Annotated in this window: 16 protein-coding genes and 1 tRNA gene; 11 read left to right on the top strand and 6 right to left on the bottom strand. The window is 47.8% G+C overall.

Annotated elements, in window-relative coordinates; all coding sequences use genetic code 11:
• The first annotated feature begins 9 nt into the window (after window positions 1-9).
• The 7 genes from AB840_RS01075 to AB840_RS01045 all read left to right on the top strand — a co-directional run bounded on the left by AB840_RS01075 (window position 10) and on the right by AB840_RS01045 (window position 8,880).
• Window positions 10-1,470 (top strand): tagaturonate reductase, encoded by a 1,461-nt coding sequence (locus tag AB840_RS01075; protein ID WP_048512970.1) that lies wholly within the window; start codon window positions 10-12, stop codon window positions 1,468-1,470.
• A 7-nt stretch (window positions 1,471-1,477) separates the two neighbouring features.
• The gene (locus AB840_RS01070; RefSeq protein ID WP_048512969.1) at window positions 1,478-2,971 is read left to right on the top strand and encodes a UxaA family hydrolase; all 1,494 of its coding nucleotides are present in this window, start codon (window positions 1,478-1,480) and stop codon (window positions 2,969-2,971) included.
• A gap of 12 nt (window positions 2,972-2,983) precedes the next feature.
• Window positions 2,984-4,408, top strand: a complete 1,425-nt coding sequence (locus AB840_RS01065) for a glycoside-pentoside-hexuronide (GPH):cation symporter (protein ID WP_048512968.1) — start codon at window positions 2,984-2,986, stop codon at window positions 4,406-4,408.
• Window positions 4,409-4,422: 14 nt separating this feature from the next.
• Window positions 4,423-4,851 carry an HIT family protein gene (locus tag AB840_RS01060; protein WP_048512967.1) on the top strand — a complete coding sequence of 143 codons (429 nt, stop codon included), beginning with the start codon at window positions 4,423-4,425 and terminating at the stop codon, window positions 4,849-4,851.
• A gap of 211 nt (window positions 4,852-5,062) precedes the next feature.
• A complete protein-coding gene (locus AB840_RS01055) occupies window positions 5,063-5,752 on the top strand; it encodes a GntR family transcriptional regulator (protein WP_048512966.1) in 690 nt (229 codons plus the stop codon).
• A gap of 124 nt (window positions 5,753-5,876) precedes the next feature.
• On the top strand, window positions 5,877-6,554 hold the full coding sequence (locus tag AB840_RS01050) for a GntR family transcriptional regulator (protein ID WP_048512965.1): 678 nt from the start codon (window positions 5,877-5,879) through the stop codon (window positions 6,552-6,554).
• A 172-nt stretch (window positions 6,555-6,726) separates the two neighbouring features.
• Window positions 6,727-8,880, top strand: a complete 2,154-nt coding sequence (locus AB840_RS01045) for an ATP-dependent helicase (RefSeq protein ID WP_048512964.1) — start codon at window positions 6,727-6,729, stop codon at window positions 8,878-8,880.
• Window positions 8,881-8,982: 102 nt separating this feature from the next.
• Here the strand turns inward: AB840_RS01045 and AB840_RS01040 are convergent, their stop codons facing one another.
• The 3 genes from AB840_RS01040 to AB840_RS01030 all read right to left on the bottom strand — a co-directional run bounded on the left by AB840_RS01040 (window position 8,983) and on the right by AB840_RS01030 (window position 12,181).
• Window positions 8,983-10,071 (bottom strand): 3'-5' exonuclease family protein, encoded by a 1,089-nt coding sequence (locus tag AB840_RS01040; protein WP_234984857.1) that lies wholly within the window; start codon window positions 10,069-10,071, stop codon window positions 8,983-8,985.
• A 23-nt stretch (window positions 10,072-10,094) separates the two neighbouring features.
• Window positions 10,095-10,943 (bottom strand): NYN domain-containing protein, encoded by an 849-nt coding sequence (locus AB840_RS01035; protein ID WP_048512963.1) that lies wholly within the window; start codon window positions 10,941-10,943, stop codon window positions 10,095-10,097.
• Between the two features lie 140 nt (window positions 10,944-11,083).
• Window positions 11,084-12,181 carry a M48 family metallopeptidase gene (locus tag AB840_RS01030; protein WP_053078119.1) on the bottom strand — a complete coding sequence of 366 codons (1,098 nt, stop codon included), beginning with the start codon at window positions 12,179-12,181 and terminating at the stop codon, window positions 11,084-11,086.
• 427 nt (window positions 12,182-12,608) lie between these two features.
• Here AB840_RS01030 and AB840_RS01025 point away from each other — a divergent pair, with 427 nt between their 5' ends.
• Entirely contained in the window at window positions 12,609-13,919 is a 1,311-nt protein-coding gene (locus AB840_RS01025) for an MFS transporter (protein WP_078791688.1), read from the top strand.
• 219 nt (window positions 13,920-14,138) lie between these two features.
• Window positions 14,139-15,011 carry a DMT family transporter gene (locus AB840_RS01020; RefSeq protein WP_048512961.1) on the top strand — a complete coding sequence of 291 codons (873 nt, stop codon included), beginning with the start codon at window positions 14,139-14,141 and terminating at the stop codon, window positions 15,009-15,011.
• Window positions 15,012-15,017: 6 nt separating this feature from the next.
• On the opposite strand, the gene AB840_RS01015 is transcribed toward AB840_RS01020, so the two are convergent.
• The 3 genes from AB840_RS01015 to murQ are packed head-to-tail and all read right to left on the bottom strand — an operon-like array spanning window position 15,018 to window position 18,407.
• Window positions 15,018-16,100 (bottom strand): DUF871 domain-containing protein, encoded by a 1,083-nt coding sequence (locus tag AB840_RS01015; protein ID WP_048512960.1) that lies wholly within the window; start codon window positions 16,098-16,100, stop codon window positions 15,018-15,020.
• A 1-nt stretch (window position 16,101) separates the two neighbouring features.
• Window positions 16,102-17,505 carry a PTS transporter subunit EIIC gene (locus AB840_RS01010; protein ID WP_048512959.1) on the bottom strand — a complete coding sequence of 468 codons (1,404 nt, stop codon included), beginning with the start codon at window positions 17,503-17,505 and terminating at the stop codon, window positions 16,102-16,104.
• The gene (murQ, locus tag AB840_RS01005) at window positions 17,502-18,407 is read right to left on the bottom strand and encodes an N-acetylmuramic acid 6-phosphate etherase (RefSeq protein ID WP_048512958.1); all 906 of its coding nucleotides are present in this window, start codon (window positions 18,405-18,407) and stop codon (window positions 17,502-17,504) included. The genes AB840_RS01010 and murQ overlap by 4 nt, the downstream gene beginning before the upstream one ends.
• A 357-nt stretch (window positions 18,408-18,764) precedes the next feature.
• Here murQ and AB840_RS00995 point away from each other — a divergent pair, with 357 nt between their 5' ends.
• Window positions 18,765-19,217 carry a desulfoferrodoxin gene (locus AB840_RS00995; RefSeq protein ID WP_048512956.1) on the top strand — a complete coding sequence of 151 codons (453 nt, stop codon included), beginning with the start codon at window positions 18,765-18,767 and terminating at the stop codon, window positions 19,215-19,217.
• Window positions 19,218-19,512: 295 nt separating this feature from the next.
• A tRNA-Arg gene (locus AB840_RS00990) sits at window positions 19,513-19,589 on the top strand.
• The last annotated feature ends 12 nt before the right edge of the window (window positions 19,590-19,601 follow it).

The following is a 19,601-nucleotide window of genomic DNA, read 5'->3' as shown; positions in this document are numbered from 1 at the left end:
TACACCATAATGGAAAATGTAAGTGATTTGTATCAGCACATATCCCGGCCGGTCAAGGTTTTGCAGTTCGGCGAAGGGAATTTTCTGCGGGCTTTTGCAGATTATGCCATTGATGTGGCCAATGAAAAAAACGACTTTAACGGTAATATTGCCGTCATCCTGCCCCGGGCCGGCAGAACGGACCGCTTTGCCAGGCAGAATAATCTGTATACCGTATGCCTGCGCGGCCGGCGGAATGGCAGCGTATATACGGAAAACAGGGTCATTACATCTATTGAAACGGTGCTCAGCGCCAAAGAAGAATACCAAGACTTTATGGCACTGGCCCATATGGCGACTCTGGAATTCGTTATATCCAATACGACGGAGGCCGGCATTGCCTTTGACGGCACGGATGCCTTGGAAGATTGCCCGGCTTCGACTTTTCCGGGAAAATTGACGAAATTTTTATATGAACGGTATCGATTCTATGACGGAGCGGCAGACAAAGGCCTGATCATGCTGCCGACGGAACTGAATGATAACAATGGGCAGCTGCTGCGGCAGTGCGTTCTGCAATATGCGGCAGCATGGCAGCTGCCGGCGGGTTTTACGGCATGGCTCACCGCTGCTTGTGTTTTTGCCGATACCCTCGTAGATCGGATTGTCACGGGCTATCCGGAGAAGGAAGCGCCGGCTCTGTTTGAGGAACTGGGCTATGAGGACCGTCTGCTTGTCAAGGCAGAACCATTTGCCCTGTGGGTCATCGGGGAACCGTCTGTGGCCAGTCAGTTCCCGGTGAATTCGGAGGGGTTTCCTGTAGAATATACGGATCGACTGCAAGCCTTTAAGGAACAAAAAGTCCGAATTCTCAATGGTGCGCATACGGCCATGGTCCTTGGTGCCTATCTTTCGGGACTGGACTATGTGGGCCAGTGCATGTCCGACAGCGTGATCCGGCGGCAGCTGGATCAAACCGTATTCGGAGAAATTGTGCCGACTGTCCACCTGCCGAAGGAAAAGGCAAAAGCGTTTGCCCAGGCAGTATACGAACGATTTGCAAATCCCTTTGTCAAGCATGCTCTGCTGGCAATCTCCCTGAATTCCGTATCTAAATGGCGGGCCCGTATCCTGCCGGCCTTCAAGGATAGTCTGGCGGCGACAGGCCGGCTGCCGAAGTGGCTGACGTATTCCCTGGCGGCCCTGCTGGCCTTCTATCGGACAGAAGAAGCGGGTGATCACTGTCTTCTGGGACAGCGCGGCAGCAACACCTATGAAATTCATGACGATGCCATGGTGCTGCAGGTCTTCCGAGAATCGGCCGGGCAGGTGACGGCGGACTATGTGCGGTCCCTCATGGGCCGGATTGACTTCTGGGGAGAAGACCTGACACAGATTCCCGGCTTTGCGCCGGCGGTTATTGCCCATCTGGACCGTATGGCGGCCATTGGGGTTAAAGCGCATATTGGGGAAGTAGGCCGGCAGGCGTAAGGAGAAAATGATGACAATCTTTCAAATTAACGATACCGATAATGTGGCCGTTGCAGTAGAAGCGGTTTCTAAAGGAACCGCAGTAACGGCGGCGGGACAGACGATCCGGGTCCGTGACGATATTCCGGCAGGGCATAAAATAGCGCTGCGGGATATTGCGCAGGGAAAAGATATCGTCAAATATGGCTTCCCTATCGGGACGGCTGAATATGATATCCCTTGCGGTGCTTGGGTGCATACGCACAACGTGCAAAGCAAGCTGGGAACTATCCTGGATTATACCTATGAACCGCAAAAGGTTGAACGGGCCGAACTGACCGGCGGCCCCCGCTATGAATTCCAAGGCTACCGGCGGCCAGACGGCACGGCGGGCATCCGCAATGAAGTCTGGATTATACCGACCGTAGGCTGCGTCAATGGTATTGCCCGGGCGATTGAAACGGCGGCGCAGCCGTTTCGGACAGCGCATATTGATGGGATCTATGCCTACAGTCATCCCCATGGCTGCTCCCAGCTAGGCGACGACCAGCTGTATACGCAGAAGATGCTGAGCGGCCTGATCCACAATCCCAATGCCGGAGCGGTCCTGGTGCTCGGACTGGGGTGTGAAAACAACCAGATCGAGCTGATGAAGGACGTGATAGGGGACTATGATCCGGACCGGGTGAAATTCCTGGTCTGCCAGGATGTGGAAGACGAAATCGCCGCTGGGACGGCGATCGTCAAAGACCTCTGCGGTTATGCCAGTCAATATAAACGCCAGGCCTGTGATACGTCCCTGTTGACAATCGGCTTGAAGTGCGGCGGATCCGACGGCTTGTCCGGGATTACGGCTAATCCGCTGGTAGGGGAAATATCCAACCGACTGATTGCGGCCGGAGGAACGTCGATTCTGACGGAAGTGCCGGAAATGTTCGGGGCGGAAACGCTGCTGATGAACCGGGCACGGAACGGAGTGGTGTTCCGTAAGACCGTCGCGCTCATTAATCAGTTTAAAGAATACTTCATGAGCTACGGAGAAAAGATCAACGAAAATCCATCACCGGGCAATAAAGCAGGCGGGATCACAACACTGGAGGATAAATCGCTGGGATGTGTACAGAAAGGCGGACGCGCGATAGTGGAAGACGTCCTGGCCTATGGGGATAGAGCGACGGCCAAAGGACTGAATCTCCTGCAGGCGCCGGGCAACGATCTGGTGGCGGCTAACGCGCTGGCCGCATCCGGCGCCAATCTGGTGCTGTTTACGACAGGGCGCGGAACGCCCTTTGCCTGCCCGGTGCCGACAATCAAGATCGCGAGCAACAGCCGTTTGGCGGGTTATAAACGGAATTGGATTGATTTCAACGCCGGAACGATAGCAGAAGGCGAAGAAAAGGGAGCGGCGGCAGACCGTCTCTTCCGATATATCCTCGATGTGGCGTCGGGGAGAGCGCATGCTAAGTCCGAAGCGTTGGACAAGCATGAATTGGCTATTTTCAAGAACGGTGTTACCTTGTAAGGAGGGACCTTGATGAATGGACAACAAGCGGCGGTACCGGCGGGACAAGAGACGGCAGCTGCCAAGAACTGTCATGTGAAATTGTCATGGCGCGAAAAAATTTGCTATGGCTTTGGTGATTTCGGCAACGGATTTATGTTCGACCTGGGGCAGGCATATTTGACGAAGTACTGGATTGATGTATGCATGATTCCGGCAGCGGCAGTCGCAGGTATTTTTGCTTTCACTAAAATTTTTGATGCTTTTATGGATCCCATTGCCGGGTCGGCCATCGACAGTCGGAAGAATATTGGCCGACGCGGTAAATTCCGGCCGGTTATGATGATTTCCAGTGTCATTTTAGCAATTCTCACCGTTATTACGTTTACGATGCCGGAAATTTCGATGACTGGAAAAATACTTTTTGCGTATGGCATCTATATGGCTTGGGGACTGGTCTATTCGTTTACGAACATTCCCTATGCGTCCCTGGCCAGCGTCATGACCCGGGACGTAGAGGAACGAAGTCAAATGGCGACGACCCGGCAGGCCGGCTCTATCGGTGCTCAGCTTATTACGGGTATCGCCTTTGTTCCGGTAGTACTGATGTTCACATCGCCCCATCATGGATTTTTTATCGCTTCGATCGTGATGGCCGTTATTGGCGTTATCGGTTTTGGTATCTGCTATCTGAACTGTCATGAACATGTGCCGGTCAAACGAAATACCCAGGCCGAACAAAAAGCTAAATTTTCAGACTATATTAAAATCGTATTTACCAATAAACCACTGCTATGCATTATTTTAATGACCTTATTTACGATTTCCGCTATGAATACGAATATGCAGATGATGATTTTTTTCTGCCAGTATAATCTGGGAAATATGGCACTGCAGCCTATTGTCAATGGCATTATGATGGGGTGTTCTGTTGTTGGAATCCTTCTGATTCCTAAGCTGGTTAAGCTGTTTGGCAAAAAAAGGACAGCCATTGGCGGGTTGCTCATCGGTTGTGCTGCGGATATTCTGAATTTTGTCATTCCTACTAATATTTATACTTTTGTTGTTCTTGTCACGATTGGCTATGTGGCACTGGCCATTCCCAACGGCGTTACGTGGGCTTTTGTTTCTGATGTCATCGATTATAGTGAATGGCATAATGGCATCCGCAAAGAGGGTATTACCTATGCTGCTTTCAATTTTTCCCGTAAAATCGCACAGGCTATTGCTGCGGTTGTTAGTTCAGGCATTCTCGTTCTTACGGGCTATGTAGCAAATGCTGTGCAAAATGAAATTACTCTTACAGGTATAAAAGCGGCCATGACGCTGTATCCTGGTGTGGCGCTGGGTGTGGCCGCAATTATTCTTTATTTCTTTTACGGTCTGACGGATGATACATTTAAGAAGATAGCCGAGGACTTGAATGCAGGAAAATGGGAGCATGGCACCATTGAATAAAGGAGAGGGTCTATATGATAGATGGGCATTGCGGATACTGCGTTAAGGGCGCACCGCTGGCTGAATTCGGTATATATATTTGTGATCTGTCCGTCAGTATGCTGGTACTTTTTAAAGAACAAAGCCATCCCGGACGGTGTATTGTTGCGTATAAAAAACATGTTGGCGAGCTAATTGATCTCAATAATGCGGAACGAAACGCTTTTTTTGCCGATGTAGCCAGAGCTTCGCGGGCTATCCACGGAGCTTTTCACCCTGATAAAGTCAATTACGGTGCGTATGCCGATTTGGGTCATCACCTGCATATTCATTTAGTTCCTAAATATAAAGATCAAGCAGAATGGAATACCACCTTCGCCATGAATCCCAACCAGGTGTTTTTAACTGATGCGGCCTATACGGAACGTATTCGGAAAATCATAAATAATCTGGCAGAATCATAAAAAGGAATGGTGCTTCACGGCACTGTGAATGTAACGCATAAAATAAAACAGATCGTACTTTCAAAGCAAACGGTATGCAAAAGAAAATAATTTCTTTGGTATCCGTTTGCTTTACATTATGGATTATTTTTTATAATTGTAATATAATGATTCTAATGAAATATATAAGACGGGTAATGACCAAAATAGTGCAGAGACTGCAGGGAGTTATATGGATGGATTAGTATTGCTGGAAAAAGAAAATAGAGAAACAGTCAGAGAATATGCATATCGGGTATTATATCAAAATATCATGAGACTTCATCTGTTACCGGGGATGGCCATGTCCGAACAAGTATTTTCCACAGTTTTGTCAGTCAGCCGGACACCTGTACGGGAAGCGTTTATCCGCTTATCGCAAAAGGGGCTGCTTGATGTGCTGCCCCAGCGGGGAACCTTTGTATCCAAAATTGATACGGAGCAGATTTCTGAATTTCGTTTTTTGCGGGTGACGCTGGAAAAAGCGATCATAGCGCTGGCTTGTGAGGAATTTCAGGACCCTTGGAAGGAACAGCTGCGTCAATGTCTGAAGGAGCAGGAACTTTTTGTGGGAAATGAAGACGTGGACCGCTTTTTCAAAAGTGATAATGAAATGCACCGCATTTTATACGAGGGCTGCTCCAAGCTGCATGTTTGGCAGATTATACAGGACTCTAATCTGGACTATCTGCGAGCCCGCATGCTGAATATTACGGCAGCCAGAGAACAGATGCATATACTGTACAGTCAGCATCAGGCTATCCTTGAGGCCATTCTCCAGCATGATACGCGACGCGGCGTCGAAGTAATCACAGACCACATCAACAAGGTCATCGGTGATGTAGCGACACTGAAAAAACAATACCCGACCTATTTTAAATAAGAGATGGATCAGGAATACTGAGCAGGACTACTGTGATCCGCCATGAAGCAGTAGTCTTTTTTTATTATACCTATGCATGGGCTGCCGCATAACCCATGTGCTATACAGGAAAAGGAGCTGCAGAATGGAAATTTTGGAGAAAGGCCGTGCCGAATCGGCTAAGCAATATATAAAGCGTGTGCTTACGCATAATATTGTCAATATTGCGCTGCAGCCCGGTGAAAAAATAGTGGAAAAAGAACTGTGTCAGTTCTTTCAGCTAAGCCGGACGCCGATTCGTGAGGCTATTTTAGAACTTCATAAGGATCATCTGATTGACATACGGCCTAAACGGGGGACGTATGTGTCTTATATTGACGAAAAAAGAGTAGAGGAAGTACGCCAGCTGCGCGAAGTGCTGGAAGGGGAGATCGCAGTGCAGGCCTGCCGCTTGCTGACAAATGAACAAATAGATATTCTTCGGGAAAATGTTATTGTCTGGCAGTACTACATTGAAAAACAGCAGGAACGAAAAATTTTTGAATTGGATAAAGCCTTTCATGCGATGCTGTACACGATGTGTGGTAAAGAATATTGGAATGAAATCGTACAGGCCGTGGCGCCGCACTTTGACAGGACGACAGTGTTGAGCTTCCGCTGCCAACCTAAAAAGCACGTTCTCATGGATCACAAGCAGCTTATCGAAGCCATAGAAAAAAAAGATGAACAGGAAGCCTGTGCGGCAGCGCGGCGGCATCTGCATCGGTATCATGAAAATATCGACATGATGAAGCAGCGTTTTCCCGGTTATTTTGAAAAATAATAACATGGAAAAATACCTGACAGGGCCACATCCAAGGGCAGAGAAACACATGGGTGCGGCCCTGATTTTTATGGCTGTCTGCCTATAAAAAAAATTTCCGCAGGTACGGCCGGTTTATATGTGTATCTAAAAAATGGTATAATAAGTAAAAAAATTTTAAGGAGGGTGTGGTATGATGGATTATTTGGACGGATTAAATCCTTCCCAGCGAAAGGCGGTCACGGCTACGGAAGGGTTTATTCGAGTCATTGCCGGAGCAGGTTCCGGCAAGACTCGCGCGCTTTCTCGTCGGTTTGCCTTTTTGGTGGACGAGCTGGGCATATTGCCTGGACATATCCTCTGTGTGACGTTTACCAATAAGTCGGCCAATGAAATGCGGCAGCGCATCCATAATCTGACCGGAGATAACGATACGGGTTACATCAATACGTTTCATGGTTTTTGTGTATCTATTCTTCAGGAGGACAGCCATGCCATTCAATATCCTAAAAGCTTTCTGGTTCTGGATAATGCTGATATAGATGCGATGCTGCAGCTTGTTTATGATGAACGGGGCCTGACGCTGCGGAATATGACCTTTAGCAGAGCCCGTGATATGATTGAAATCCGAAAGCTGTTCAAGGAACCAGATTATTATCGCGATATGATTATAATGTCTTTGGATACTTTAAAGCAAAAGTATATGGACGCGTCTCGGGCAGAGGATATTATTTTTTATGGATATTTATATCAGGAGAAGAAATGTTTTGGATTGGATTATAATGATCTGATCAAATTTTCCCTGTATATTTTTGCGGAAAATGAGGATATCAAGAAAAAGTGGCAGCAGCGTTTGGAATACATTATGATCGATGAATTTCAAGATATTGATAAGCTGCAATATCAATTGATGGAGGTACTTTGCGGTTATCATAAAAATCTGTTTATTGTAGGAGATCCGGATCAGACTATTTATACGTGGCGGGGAGCCGACGCGACCTATCTGATGGATTTCGACAAGATATTTCCAAATGTTACAACCGTTATGATGATGCAAAACTATCGATCGACGCCGCAGATCTTGGCCGCAGCCAATTCACTTATCAGTAAAAACTGCCATCGTCTTGAAAAAAAGCTAGTTGCCATGCTTCCTGATGGACAGCCCGTCCTAGGTTATCATGGAGAGACGCAGGAGGCCGAAGCGGCGTGGGTTGTCGGACAAATACAAGCCTGTTATGAGCAGGGGATATCCTATCGGGATATGACGGTGCTCTACCGGGCCCATTATGTGACCCGACCGGTGGAGGAAGCGCTGATGCGGGAACAAATACCATATACTCTGTATAGCGGCACTCAGTTTTTCAATCGCCGGGAAATTAAAGATGCTCTTTCGTATCTTCGCATCATTGTGTATAAGGATGATTTGTCTTTTTTGCGAATCGTCAATATACCTAAACGAAATCTTGGTAAACGGCGTATTGCATTTTTGCAGAAATATGCTGAGCAGAAAGAATGCTCTCTCTATCAGGCACTGCATGAAAACATGGAAGAGACCCTATTCAAAGGAACCGGGGCTCTGTCGTTTATTTCTCTTATAGAAAATGTTGCGGCAAATCAAGGAGAACGGCCTGTCTCTGAAGTATTATCGGATATTTTGGATAAGAGTGGTTATGAATCTCTGCTTCGGACGGAAGGCAGTCAGGAGCGGCTGGATAATCTTGCTGAACTGAAGCAATCTGTGTATGAATATGAAATGGCCTGTGGGGAAGAAAGTACGCTGGAACAGTATTTGGCCCATGTGGCGTTGTTTACTAACCGTGATGCGGAAACCCGCGTCGATAAGATAAAACTGATGACGGTACATGCAGCGAAAGGGCTGGAATTTCCCTATGTATTTTTATGCGGAATGAATGAAGGGATCTTCCCTTCCCGGCGGACGCGGACGCGGCAGGGGATGGAGGAAGAACGGCGTCTGGCCTTTGTTGCTATGACTCGCGCGGAAAAGGGCTTGTACCTATCTGAAGCTGCAGGGAGTCATTTTGATGGTTCATTGCGATACCCGTCCAGGTTCCTTTTAGACATTGCGCCAGAGCTGCTTACGTATATGCAGGCACCTCAGGAAGAATTAATCCAGGAAGCCAGAGACTATGTTGCGCGCAGTCAGCGCTATCTTGCAGAGCCCCCCGGCAAAAGCGGTTTTGCTGTGGGACAGCGGGTAAAGCATGGAATCTTTGGCTGGGGTACTGTGCTGGAGGTGGAGCAGGATCAAGCGGCCAATGTGGTTCAATTTGACAATATGAAAACACCGCGCAGAATTTCCTTCAAGGTGCGGCTGGAGCAGACATGAGTCTGTCGACAGCAGCAGGTAGCGAGATATCTGCTGAAAAGCCCCTCAAAAAAGAGACAGGCTCTTTTTTGAGGGGAGAGATATTTTCCGTATAAAGCATTTCTATTTATTAATCATTGTAGTCGAAGCAAAGCCGGTCATATCCGTGTAGTCACCTTCTAAAATTTTGATGGGGATAAAGCCGTTTTTTTCAGGTTCTCCCAAAATTTGGACACGTGTCGGGTTTACCAGAACGACGACCTTATCAGCACGGATCATGGCTCGGATTTTTTCGATATCCCGAGATTTCATGGCTTCTATAAAGGGAGCAATAGCGCCTTCCTCGGGGATGACATAGGCACCGCGCATCATGATGTAGTGCCGGTCTCTGGTAAGCGGTGCCGGAGCCGCAGCAGGTTCCGGCTGCGGCAGTTTTGTTGCCGAATAAGCTGAGAAATCGATATCTGTTTTTTTCAGCTGCTCATAGCGGTATAAATAATAACTAGTTACAAATAAACACAAAATAAGAAAGGGAATAAAAAAAATACGGGTATAATAGGAAAGACGCTCGTATTTATGCTGTCCTTCATGCTGCGGTTTGGGGGATTCAGATATCGGTGGCTGAAGCGCTCCCGCCATAATAGCAGATAGCGGAATGCCGTATCCCGTGACGGGATATAGCTTTTCCAGCCAGTCGATGCCACAGACGCAGGCCATGGCACGGCTTAATGCGTTATCCAGATCAACAGGGATTTTCATGTAGTGCATGATCGATACAAAGGAATCATTGCCCAGATCGGGAATGTACGTTGACGCCAAAAATCTCAAATCACGGATATAGACGTCAGTGAAGACAAAAGGGCGCCCCCCGGCTTCGTAACTGGCTTTGATTGACAGAAAAAGATACTCGGATCGGTAGGCGGAGAGAACCCCATCCTTCAGCAGCATACTGATTTCTTCATCCCATACAGTCGCAAATGACTGACTATCCTGTACCATATCGGCTGTGATTTTTCGGGAAGTAAACTGATCCTCCGGAGGCTTGACCAGATAGGATATGCCATGTACGCTGCCGTTGCAGATCCATGCTAAGGCGATGCGGCAAATGCTGTTCAGATGGTCGTTTGCCAAATCGGCAGCAATAGCGATCGTTGAATTTACCTTTCGCATAGCAAGTGATTTCAGCGCTTTTTGTGTATTATCATCGATCATAATAAAAAATCCTTTGATGGGAATTATTTATAGCGTTTGTGGGCAGCATTGTGACGTGTGCGCAGCGGACGGGGCGGCATGGGCTTAAGCTTAAAATAGTTATGCTTTACCGTTTTGTTTTTGTCGTCCGTAATCGTATTAACATCAAATAATTTTAAGGATTCGATGAAGGGCACAAATTTCTTGTAGCCGAAATTTCGCACATCAAAGTCAGAAAATTGTTTGCTTAGGAGATTTCCCAGCGTTCCTGAAAAAATCCAGCCATTGTCATCGGAATTTTCCTCTGTCAGCTTGATCAATGCCTGCTTGATGGTGAAAAAATCTTTGCCTGGCGTCTTTTCCGATAGGATCCGGCTGGTCAGCGGAGTCGTCAGACATACATCGGAAATTCCGGACGTTTTGGCGGTATCAACGTCACCTTCGCTTTCTTCGGCTTCTTCCAAAAGCACGTCTAGATAAAGAAATTTGTTGCAGGCTGAGATAAAAGAACGAGGCGTTTTGCTTTCCCCCATCCCCAGTACATATTTTTGCGATTCCCGCAGGCGAGATGCCAGACGGGTAAAATCACTGTCAGATGAGACAATGCAAAAGCCGTCCAGATTGCTTTGATACAGCAGATCCATTGTGTCGATGATCAGTGCGGAATCCGACGAATTTTTACGGATTGTGTTGCTGTACTGCTGTACAGGCTGGATGGCGTTGTCTAAAATAGTATCACGCCACGAAGCCATCTGCGTCGTAGTCCAGTTGCCATAAATTCGTTTATATATGACGTCCCCCAGATTATTGGCTTCTGACAGGATCACCTCAATATATTTGCTGGAAATATTTTCGGCATCAATGACTACGGCTAATTTCATTTCATGATTCATAATTGTATATATCCTCCTATACTATATATTCTATCATTTGATAACGTGAAAAGAAAGAAAATATTCATGCCATAAATGATTCTCCAGCGATAAATCGGTGTCATAAATATCTCTTAGGCTGGTGGCGGAGATATTCTCTTTTATAGTAAAGCCTGGAGGCGGTCAATAACCGCCTGGGGATTATGGACGGCATGCAGATCCATAATAGGCTGATTTCCTACGCAGAGCATGCGGCTGTCCGTTATATAGATCAATTCGGAAGGCTTTTTGTTTTGATGATAGATGGCGGACAGATTACCGGCAATCAGGTAAGCCCGTTCCCTGCCGCTCATATCGGATGTGTCCTTCGGCTGATACCAGTTTTGGCCGCGGATAGAAATCATGCCTGTGTCAGCGTGGATGCTGACGATGTTATTGCTCCATTTGGTCAGGGTTTTGTTATAGGTATCGCGGCGGCTGATTGTGGCAGGATGATCATTAAACAGCTCCATGACACCGCTGGTTTTGACCGTGCCGTCTTTGTCAAGCATGCGCTGCCAAAGGGCGGCCCCGGCACCGGGATTATAGCCAGCTCCTACGGCATATATAAAGGCCAGGGCATCTGCTTCTTTTTCCATGGGCTTTGTGACCAAATTGGCCGTGCCGATTTGAGAAAGGATCGCAGATCCAAGCTGTGCGGCACCGCCGTTGGAACCGTATAAAGACGCAATGAGGCTTATCGGCATGGATTTTTTGATTCCCTGGACCGGATGATTTTTCTGTCCGTGCCCCATTTCATGTGCCAGGACGAAGGCAACTTCGTTTTGGTTATAATTTAATGGTTCAAAAAGGCCGATGTTGACGCTCATGTTGTGCCCGATGGTGCAGAAGGCATTGAAGGTCGTGTCGTTATTGACAAAATAATTGTAAGGCTTTTTCAGAATGGACGGATCTGTTTTTGCGACAGAGTCAGATAGGCGGGTCATGATCTGGGATACCATCATGTTGGCCCGGGGATCCGTGTTGACACCGTATTTTTCTTTAAGCTGAACCATAAAATCGTCGCGTCCTTCATTGTCCAGATAGGTCAGCTGCTTATTCAGATAAGCATATTCAGCGCCGGCTCCGATAAGGGTCCCCAAAGTACCCAGATCAAAGGCCTGCATGCAGGTTGCGCCCGGTATAAAACCAGTAAGAAGACTGAGGCTGACAGCTGACGCCAGTATTTTCCTTTTTGAAGAATGAAATAAGAGATGCATAATCAGATCTCCCTTCAGAAGTAAAGAGACAGACAAAATGTCAGAACGTATAATCGCTGTTATTCATACATATAATACGTATATTATATCATGCTTTATAATGAAAGATATATTGTGTTTTTTGGTTTCTTTAATTATACGCCGAAAATATAGCGTAAATAAATGTGATCAGCAGTAATTTAGCATTGCTCTTTTAAAATTAGCGGTAAGTTATCTATAACTCATAAAGAGTATCTATCGGTATATATCTATGTGTATAAACTGATAGATATAAACTATTAAAAAATAAGATAAAATGTAATTGTTATGTGGCATTTCTTTAGATACAATAAAAAGAAGAGAGAAATGTGAAAATTTATATGTGAATTATGTAACAAACTTTGGTCGAAATCATGAATCGTGAGGCTGGAAAAAAGGAGAGATGGCAATGGGGCCGGAAAATATGAAAGAACACGCGGCGCAGAAGAAAACCAATAAACGCTGGTTTATGCTATTTTTATTGTTTGTTTTGACGGCGATTAACTATCTCGATCGGACGAATATGGCTGTAGCGGCTCCCAGCATGAGTGCTGAGCTCGGTTTTAACGCAGCATCCATGGGGCTGCTTTTTTCTGCTTTCGCTTGGTCTTACGGTCTGATGCAGATTCCCGGCGGGTGGTTTTTGGAGCATTTCGGTTCCCGCATCGCGTATACGATTTCCTTGTTTTTATGGTCTGGGTTTACTGTCTTGATGGGGTTTGGTAAAAGTTTTGCCTCTTTATTTGGTATTCGCATGGCCATTGGGGCTGCAGAAGCACCGGCATTTCCGACAAATAGCCGCGTAGTGGCAAGCTGGTTTCCTGATAGCGAACGAGCGACGGCGACATCGATTTATACGGCCGGCGAATTTATAGGACTGGCATTTTTGACTCCCGTATTATTTTGGCTGCTGGAGCATTTCGGGTGGCGGGAAATCTTTTATGTGACCGGGATAATCGGGGTCATCGCCAGCGGTTTCTGGTATTTTCTGTACAAAGACCCCAAAGAATGCCGGGGAGCTAATGAAGCCGAACTGAATTATATACGGACTGGCGGCGGTTTGGCTGAAAAAGCAGGAAAAGCAGCACATATTTCCCGGGCGCAGGTTTTGGAATTATTCAAGCATCGTCAGCTTCTGGGAGTATATCTGGGACAGTTTGCCAATACGAGTACGATGTATTTCTTTTTAACCTGGTTTCCTACCTATTTGGTTGTTGCCAAGCAAATGCCCATGCTTAAAGCTGGTTTTTATGCTGTTATTCCCTACATTGGCGCACTTTGCGGTGTTCTTCTCGGAGGCTATTGGTCGGATTCCATGCTTAGACACGGCAAAAGCCTTTCACAAGCCCGCAAGACACCTGTTATTTGCGGACTTCTTTGTTCAATGACAATTATGGCTGCTAATTATGCGGATTCTTTAACTGCCGTTATTGCCATTATGGCTGTGGCTTTTTTTGGGCAGGGAATGGCCGCTATTGTGTGGAGTACCGTCGGCGATATTGCGCCGGCCGATTCTGTCGGGCTCGCAGGCGGTGTATTCAATTTTATCGGTAATTTGGCGGGTATTATTACCCCAATCGTTATAGGCATGATTGTTCAGATGACCGGTTCCTTCGTAGGCGCTATGGTTTTCATCAGCTGTATTGCTGCGGTCGGTGTGTTTTCCTTTATTTTTATTGTGGGAGATATCCATCGTATTGAATCGGTCAATAAGCAGTAAAATCGTGTTGGTTGCGGCAGACGGATAGATAAAGACAGCGGCTCTTTATTTCCGTCTGCCGTTTTTTTGTGTGTTCAAAATCAATGAAATGACTGGCTGCCGGCCCGATTTACAGCGGCAGCATATGCATCACATTAAAAAAATGCTTGCTGAATATTGACAAATGGATAAATATCTTTACGATTAGATGAGAAGCAATAAAAAGGGGGAATCTATGTTATGAAGGAAAATAGCCGGCTTGCGCCATTTTTTGTGATGAGTGCAGGAATTTGCTGGGGAATTATTGGTCTTTTTACGAGACATTTATCTGCCTTGGGCTTTTCGTCTGTCCAGATCACTTGTGGACGCTGTTTTATCAGTGCTGTTGTTATGATTCTCTTTATTGCGGTAACGCAGCCGCGTAATTTCCGCATCCATGTCCGTGATCTTTGGATGTTTTTGGGTTTGGGCTTGTTCAGCATTGCCTTTTTCAATGTGTGTTATTTCACGGCGATACAGCTTACGACATTGTCTATGGCCGCTATTCTGCTGTATACGGCACCGAGTATCGTCATGGTGCTGTCAGTTATTCTGTTTAAAGAGGCCTTTACGCCGGTAAAGGCCGTCTGCCTTATTTTTGCGTTTGCCGGCTGCGTCCTTGTCAGCGGCCTGGGATTGGAAAAGGTCAATATGCCCGGTGTCTTGGCCGGATTGGGAGCAGGTCTGGGCTATGCTATGTATTCTGTTTTCGGACGGTATGCCTTGACAAAATATTCGCCGGTCACGGTAACGGCATGGACCTTTATCATCGGCTTTCTGGGCCTGATTGGTTTCAGCCGGCCGTTAGAGTTTGCCATCATGGCGATATCCATCCCATCGGCATTTTTTTGGTTTTTTATGCTGGGGACAGTTATTACGGTTCTTCCCTACGGCCTGTATACGATCGGGCTGAATAGAATGGAAGCAGGAAAAGCTTCTATTTTTGCTTCTGTGGAGCCGTTGGCATCCACGGTCATGGGCGTAGCAGTTTTTCATGAACCACTGACCTGGACCAACCTCAGCGGTATTATATGTATTTTGCTGGCTGTTATCGTATTGAACCGGCGGGGATAAAGCGGGTCAGCGTATCCATTCAAAGCGAAATTTTCGTCCCGGCGTAATATATGGCAGGAGAAATTCTTCCTCCGGCAGGATCTGAGCGGCAATGCAGGTACGCCTTTCGGCAGGAAGATCTCGCAGCACAATCTGGACTTCACCCATATAGCGGAGAAAGGCGGCGGTGTCCACGGTAATATCTCCGCGCTGCCGTATCCGGCAGCGGTCTGTATCGGCGTGAACAATATGATCGGAGATATAGGTCCGCCCCTCCTGCGCCCGGATGACGTCGGCAGCCGGGTCCCAACGGGCCGTAAAGGTATGAGACAGGAGATCGCGGATATATGGTTCGCGGTTCAGCAGCCGTCCTTTGAGAACAACCGTATCTTTTTCTTCCCGTCCTGTATCGGCTAAATCGCACAGTTCGTTGTCAGAAGGAACTGGGTCACCGATAAATACAGAATTCATGCCCAAAGCAGCCAGATGGCGTGCTGCCAGGCTGACGCTGTAATTGCGGTGCTGTTCCAGGGTGGGCAGGCCTTCCTGCAGCGGACCGCGGCGGCCATGCTGGCTGGCGATAAAGGCTCCGACTGTAATGCCCTTGCTCTGCAGCCAGCGTGTTTGTGCCGCCGCATAGCTTTCGCTGAGGCCTGTATAGGGGCGGGGATAGAAATTATGAAGCGCGTCTATGTGTGCTAGATCAGCACCGGCCTTTTTCAAAGCATAAAGGGTATCCGGCCGTATGGTGGAGGCGTTGAGCTGTATGGACATAAACCGGCTGAATAAAGCTGCTTTGTCTATTGTAAAACCAAAGTCCAGGCGTACCGTTGTGATCCCCAGCTCTTGAATCGCCAGCGGTGACAGGCTGCGTATGCCGAGAACAGCACAGGCCTGTGGTGATATATCGGCAATGACGTCCATCTGGTAATAACGGGCTGTCTGTAGCAGGCAGGATAATTCCGGCCGTAAGGCCGCCGCGTCTGACTCCGGGATATGAAGTGAGGTAAATACACGTTTAATGCCTAATTCTGCTGCTTTTTGAATATATTCCGGCATTTTTTTTTCGGAGCCATCCAGACCGGGATATAGTGAAATTCCTGTTTTCATATCAAACCTCCTGTGTAGTTTCTTCCGGATCGTCAAAACCAATGATCCACGTTGCGGCAAAGCCGGCGGCATAGGACACGGCCAGACCGAGCAGATATATGGGGATATTGTCGGTACTGGCGGCCAGGGGCAGCCCGGAAATTCCTAGCGCAGCCGAACCTACCATATAGGAGGCCTGGACAGCGCCGCCGCATGCTCCGCCGATACAAGCACCGATAAAAGGCCGTCCCAAGGGCAAGGTTACACCGTAAATCAACGGTTCCCCGATCCCTATGATGCCGACGGGAAGGGCTGATGCAATGGTCTTGCGGAGAGCGGCGTTTTTGGTTTTGCAATATACTGCCAAAGAAGATCCGACCTGACCGCCGCCGGCCATGGCAAGAACCGGCAGAAGAATGGTAACGCCGTAGCGGGACAGCAGCTCGGCATGAATCGGAGTAAGGCCCTGATGGATGCCCAGCATGACCATAGGCAGAAAGGTTCCTCCCAAAATGAACCCCGTAACGGCACCGCCGGCTCCTATTGATTGAGTAGCGGCAAAGCCGATGGCCTCTGAAATATACCCGCCGGCCGGCTGGCAGATGAAAAGGGCAGCGACTGTCGTTACGACGACAGTCAGAAAAGGTGTCAGGAATAAATCCAGCATCTCCGGAATGATGTTATGCAGACGTTTTTCGAGCTGCGACGCGAATAAAACGACAAGGAGGACCGCAATGATTCCGCCGCGGCCTGGCACCAGAGGTACTCCGAATAAATCAATTTGCGACAAGCCGGGATGGCTGATAATGACGGCCATAACGCCGCCCAGCATAGGAGATCCGCCGAATTCTCTGGCGCCATTAATGCCTACAAAAATATTCAGGCCCCAGAAGGCGGCATTTCCGGCAATGCCCAGAAGCTGTATCCACGGCAGCGCGGCTCCTTCCGGATATAGTTTGATGCCAAGGTTAAAAAGTCCTGTGATTAAGCCGCAGGCGATGAAAGCCGGAATGATAGGAACAAAAATGTGAGAAATCTTTTTTAATGCCAGCTTGACCGGCGTGGCATTTTTTTTACGGATAGCTTCGTGCAGAGCCTTGCCATTGCCGGTGGAGGCTTGCTGGCAAAGCGCTGATATATCTGCTTTTGCCGGTACTTCACAAGGCTGTGCCGGGATATCCCGTAGGGTCTTGAAAGCCAGCGTGACCTTTGTGGCCTTGCCGGGACCGAGAATGATTTGCCATTCATCTCCTGCTTTATTGACGCCAAGAACGCCGGGAAGCTGCCGGAGTTCATCGGCTGTAAAGGAGTCCTGCCTGACGTGCAGGCGCAGACGGGTCATACAATGATACACCTGCTTGATATTGCTGCCAGGGCCGACGATTTCGTAGATGGACCGAGCCAGGTCGTAGTCGGTTTTATTCATGTCCGTTCCTCCTGCAAGGCTTGCCTGATATAGCCATGGGACTGCCGCAGGGTTTCTTCCGCGTCGTCTGCTGAAAGGTGGAGCAGGATCATCAATATCGCTGTTTTAGCCCTTCCTTCGCATTGCTCTAAAGCTGCCGCAGCCTCGTCTCGCCGGCAGCCTGTGGCAGTCATCACAATATGGCGGGCTCGTTCCTCCAGCTTTTGATTGGAAGCCTTCACATCGACCATAAGATTACCGTAGACTTTGCCAAGACGGACCATCGTGCCGGTGGATAGCATATTGAGAATCAGTTTTTGCGCTGTTCCCGCTTTCATGCGGGTAGAACCGGTGATAACCTCGGGACCGGTAAGAGCGCAGAGATCAATTTGTGAGCAGGCAGCAATGCGGGAATGGGGAGTACAGCATATGGAAATGACGGCGGCACCGCAGGAAACGGCATAGGTGAGAGCCCCGACCACGTAAGGAGTACGCCCGGAGGCGCTGATGCCGGCGACGACATCAGCCGCTGTCAAATGATGGGCCTGCAGGTCGGTTTTTCCTAGTTCCTCTGAATCTTCGGCTCCCTCCCGGGACCGGAACATCGATTCGTTTCCGCCTGCGATAATGCCCTGCACGAGGGACGGGTCCGTACTGTACGTAGGCGGGCATTCGACTGCGTCCAGAATTCCCAGACGGCCTGAGGTGCCGGCGCCGATATACAGCAGGCGGCCGCCCTGTCGCAAACGGCTGGCCGTCAGCTCGACTGCCTTGGCGATGTTTGGAAGGATATGGCCTACAGCCTCTGCTGCATGGGCATCTTCTCTGTTGATCATGCGGAGCATCTCGATGGTGGAAACGGCATCTATGCGGCAGCTGTCGGGATTACTCTGTTCGGTAGCAAGTGCATCTAATTTAATCATAACGAATTGTCCTTTTTATATACAAAATGAAAAGCATAACATACACCTTATTATAAATCAGATTTATCAGAGGAGAAAGAGGGAAAAGGCGGCAGAAAAAAATGGCTGCGGATTTGCTGCCATAATAGGCCATTGCTGCCAGAATAATAACGGTATCAAAAAGAAAAAGGACAATACGTGTGAGCCCGGAAATGGCGGTAAAGGTCACGTAAAGTCAGCCTTAAGTTCGGCCTCAAGTATTGACTTATGCATCACGATAACGTATACTTTTCACAAGTAATAATTGCTATTACTTACTTGTTTGAGTAATAGATTATATAACATTATGATTTGTTTGCATAAGGGAGGCCTTGTATTATGAGAGAAGTAGATTTTTATCGTTGTGAATTATGTGGTAATATTATTGCAGTTGTTAAAAATGGCGGCGGCACTAATTTGGTTTGTTGCGGACAACCGATGACGAAATTGAAAGCAAATTCCACTGATGCGGCCGGCGAAAAACACGTTCCCTGTCTTCAGAAAATCGACGACAATCTGGATGTAGTCGTCGGTGCTGTTGCACATCCGATGGAGGAAAAACATTATATAGAATGGATTGCACTGGCAACAGATGACAAAATTGAAATTAAATATTTGAAACCGGGTAACAAGCCGGAAGCACACTTTGAAGCTGGTGAATCCGGTACGGTATATGCGTACTGCAATCTTCACGGTTTATGGTCCCAGAGCTTCGCTGTCGGTAAAGACGTCATTCTTGAAGGGGCCAGCTGCTCTCCTGAATTTGGCGGCTGCAAGCTGTTTGACATGTAAAAAGATGGCCGGGTATATTACGCATGACGAAGCCTGCTTTGTTATGCATGAAGTGGTATGTCCCTGAAGGAAAGATGATATCATAACAGGCGGACAAAATTTATTTCAAGGCCTGCATATGAGGGGGAGCCTTTGTTGGTGTGAAGGCAGCGCTGCGTGCGTCTGCTGTCACATGGGACGGGCTCCTCTTTTTTTCGCTGCGCGGCAGATGGATGTGCAGTGCGATTCAGCACCGAATTGTATCTTTATTTTTTTTACAATTCATGGTATTATTAATAGCGTGCAGCATTACTGTGCGCCCATAGCTCAGCTGGATAGAGCAGCAGTTTCCTAAACTGCGTGTCGGATGTTCGAGTCATCTTGGGCGCACCATTTTTTTATGTA

Origin of the sequence: Megasphaera cerevisiae DSM 20462, from assembly GCF_001045675.1 — a bacterium.
Classification (GTDB): Bacteria; Bacillota; Negativicutes; order Veillonellales; family Megasphaeraceae; genus Megasphaera; species Megasphaera cerevisiae.
The sequence above is the reverse complement of the archived record's forward strand: the minus strand, read 5'-3'. Positions and strand labels throughout refer to the sequence as shown.

Coding starts and splice junctions, on each gene's coding strand:
- AB840_RS01075 (WP_048512970.1), top strand. CDS start 10: ATGGAAAATGTAAGTGATTTGTATCAGCACATATCCCGGCCGGTCAAG.
- AB840_RS01070 (WP_048512969.1), top strand. CDS start 1,478: ATGATGACAATCTTTCAAATTAACGATACCGATAATGTGGCCGTTGCA.
- AB840_RS01065 (WP_048512968.1), top strand. CDS start 2,984: ATGAATGGACAACAAGCGGCGGTACCGGCGGGACAAGAGACGGCAGCT.
- AB840_RS01060 (WP_048512967.1), top strand. CDS start 4,423: ATGATAGATGGGCATTGCGGATACTGCGTTAAGGGCGCACCGCTGGCT.
- AB840_RS01055 (WP_048512966.1), top strand. CDS start 5,063: ATGGATGGATTAGTATTGCTGGAAAAAGAAAATAGAGAAACAGTCAGA.
- AB840_RS01050 (WP_048512965.1), top strand. CDS start 5,877: ATGGAAATTTTGGAGAAAGGCCGTGCCGAATCGGCTAAGCAATATATA.
- AB840_RS01045 (WP_048512964.1), top strand. CDS start 6,727: ATGATGGATTATTTGGACGGATTAAATCCTTCCCAGCGAAAGGCGGTC.
- AB840_RS01040 (WP_234984857.1), bottom strand. CDS start 10,071: ATGATCGATGATAATACACAAAAAGCGCTGAAATCACTTGCTATGCGA.
- AB840_RS01035 (WP_048512963.1), bottom strand. CDS start 10,943: ATGAATCATGAAATGAAATTAGCCGTAGTCATTGATGCCGAAAATATT.
- AB840_RS01030 (WP_053078119.1), bottom strand. CDS start 12,181: ATGCATCTCTTATTTCATTCTTCAAAAAGGAAAATACTGGCGTCAGCT.
- AB840_RS01025 (WP_078791688.1), top strand. CDS start 12,609: ATGGGGCCGGAAAATATGAAAGAACACGCGGCGCAGAAGAAAACCAAT.
- AB840_RS01020 (WP_048512961.1), top strand. CDS start 14,139: ATGAAGGAAAATAGCCGGCTTGCGCCATTTTTTGTGATGAGTGCAGGA.
- AB840_RS01015 (WP_048512960.1), bottom strand. CDS start 16,100: ATGAAAACAGGAATTTCACTATATCCCGGTCTGGATGGCTCCGAAAAA.
- AB840_RS01010 (WP_048512959.1), bottom strand. CDS start 17,505: ATGAATAAAACCGACTACGACCTGGCTCGGTCCATCTACGAAATCGTC.
- murQ (WP_048512958.1), bottom strand. CDS start 18,407: ATGATTAAATTAGATGCACTTGCTACCGAACAGAGTAATCCCGACAGC.
- AB840_RS00995 (WP_048512956.1), top strand. CDS start 18,765: ATGAGAGAAGTAGATTTTTATCGTTGTGAATTATGTGGTAATATTATT.